Source organism: Deferrivibrio essentukiensis (assembly GCF_020480685.1).
Classification (GTDB): Bacteria; Chrysiogenota; Deferribacteres; order Deferribacterales; family Deferrivibrionaceae; genus Deferrivibrio; species Deferrivibrio essentukiensis.
Genome location: NZ_JAJAFU010000048.1, coordinates 1 through 1,508, shown reverse-complemented (window position 1 = coordinate 1,508; position 1,508 = coordinate 1). Strand labels below are relative to the sequence as shown.

Genomic DNA, 1,508 nt, shown 5'->3' with positions numbered 1-1,508 from the left:
CAATACCTATGATTCCGTATGATATTTTATCACCAATTTGAAATATATATAATGAGCCCAACGCTAAAATCACTGCATTTACAATTATATTTAATACATATTGCCTAAACCATGAAAACACCGCTACAATAGCAAACCCAACAAGAAAAAGATAAGATATTCCCCCCATGTGATACCCTGCCTGAAAAAGCTGCATATTCTGCCCCATAAAGACTTCATTCCATTCTGCAAAAGGTAAAAACCAGCAAATAACTCCAAAAATACTTAAAACAACTCCAAAAATTTTTTCTTTCATAGTTTCCTCCTAAAATGATTATCATTTAATATAAATATGTTACGCATTATTTTTGACGCTCTTAGATTTTATACATTTTTTTACTGTTAAATTGCCATGTGAGCCTCCCTAAAATATTAAATTGGCTATTTTGCCCTACGCTAAATATAAACGGACAAAATGATAAATTTTAAAAAATTATTTTGCTCTTTTTTTCAAAATTTCTGAAATAAGCTCAATTGACCAGTCTGCAACGGCTACTCTATTGTTTAAAGTGTCTGGAGCATAAGAATAAATGTTAGTACCCTTAATATCTTCATCCTGATTTATTTTTCTTATGATAATCTTTAATTTATTTATAAGTGCATTGTGAGCAGTAGTCCTCCTTTTATCCATTTCCATATAATCATCTTCAGTAACACCATACCTTGCAAGCTCCGATATACAAATCGACTTATGATAATCCAAAATTGCCTCAATCAATTCTTTAATATCTTTAGAGTAATTTTCATTTAACAGCTCTTTATACTGCAATAAATTTTCCAATGCTGACAATTTTTCCATACTGCCTCCCTTTATTTTTATTTCCTATTTATAGGATAAACGGATAATTTTGAATAATTTTTAATGTAGCAAATTTTATTTTTAAAAAATCCTCAAATATCTGTTTATGAATAGTACAACGCAAAAAGGAGGACTTTATGGGACTTTTTAAGTTTTTAGTAAATATTTTAAGCAACTTTGAACTTTCAAAATATGAGTACTACTCTGATGACAATTATAGCAGATGGAGCAAAAACACAGATGATAATTCTGACTATTACTCTAATTACCATTACAGTCAATTGGATGAATATAGTGATGACTATTCTGACATAAATTCGGCGACAGGGTTACCTATGATAGGTGAAGTTGATGTGGCAGGGAATACTTATGGCACAAGTGATGACGATTATTCTTTTGATAATAATTGGTGTGATGATAGTTGGAATAATTTTAGCAGCTTTGATGATTCTTTTAACAATGATTATTAATAAAGGGAGGAATTTATGAGAAAAATTTTATCTGACAAAAAACAGCTTATTGAAATAGGTTATTCAACTCTTGGAATATTAGGGGCAATCGGGGGATTTTTTACGTACTACATAATTAATTCCATTAAGATAATAAAAAAGTATTCTTTAACAAAGAGATATAAAAGTGTTAGCTATGGGTTAAAAGAAATGCGTTAGAA

The 1,508-nt window shown here is 29.5% G+C and carries 4 protein-coding genes; 2 read left to right on the top strand and 2 right to left on the bottom strand.

Translation table 11 applies throughout. The features are described from left to right. Both LF845_RS11685 and LF845_RS11680 read right to left on the bottom strand, forming a co-directional pair. Window positions 1-295 (bottom strand): hypothetical protein (locus LF845_RS11685; RefSeq protein ID WP_242821191.1); only part of this gene is annotated, 295 nt, incomplete at its 3' end. Between the two features lie 177 nt (window positions 296-472). Next, window positions 473-838, bottom strand: coding sequence for a DUF3232 domain-containing protein (locus tag LF845_RS11680; RefSeq protein WP_242821190.1), 366 nt, complete (start codon window positions 836-838; stop codon window positions 473-475). Window positions 839-975: 137 nt separating this feature from the next. On the opposite strand from LF845_RS11680, the gene LF845_RS11675 reads away from it, so the two are divergent. Both LF845_RS11675 and LF845_RS11670 read left to right on the top strand, forming a co-directional pair. Continuing rightward, the gene (locus LF845_RS11675; protein WP_242821189.1) at window positions 976-1,308 is read left to right on the top strand and encodes a hypothetical protein; all 333 of its coding nucleotides are present in this window, start codon (window positions 976-978) and stop codon (window positions 1,306-1,308) included. A 15-nt stretch (window positions 1,309-1,323) separates the two neighbouring features. Further along, window positions 1,324-1,506 (top strand): hypothetical protein, encoded by a 183-nt coding sequence (locus LF845_RS11670; protein ID WP_242821188.1) that lies wholly within the window; start codon window positions 1,324-1,326, stop codon window positions 1,504-1,506. Window positions 1,507-1,508 lie beyond the last annotated feature (2 nt).

What these genes read in the sequence shown, in the direction of transcription:
- LF845_RS11680 (WP_242821190.1), bottom strand. Translation starts at nt 838, where the DNA reads ATGGAAAAATTGTCAGCATTGGAAAATTTATTGCAGTATAAAGAGCTG.
- LF845_RS11675 (WP_242821189.1), top strand. Translation starts at nt 976, where the DNA reads ATGGGACTTTTTAAGTTTTTAGTAAATATTTTAAGCAACTTTGAACTT.
- LF845_RS11670 (WP_242821188.1), top strand. Translation starts at nt 1,324, where the DNA reads ATGAGAAAAATTTTATCTGACAAAAAACAGCTTATTGAAATAGGTTAT.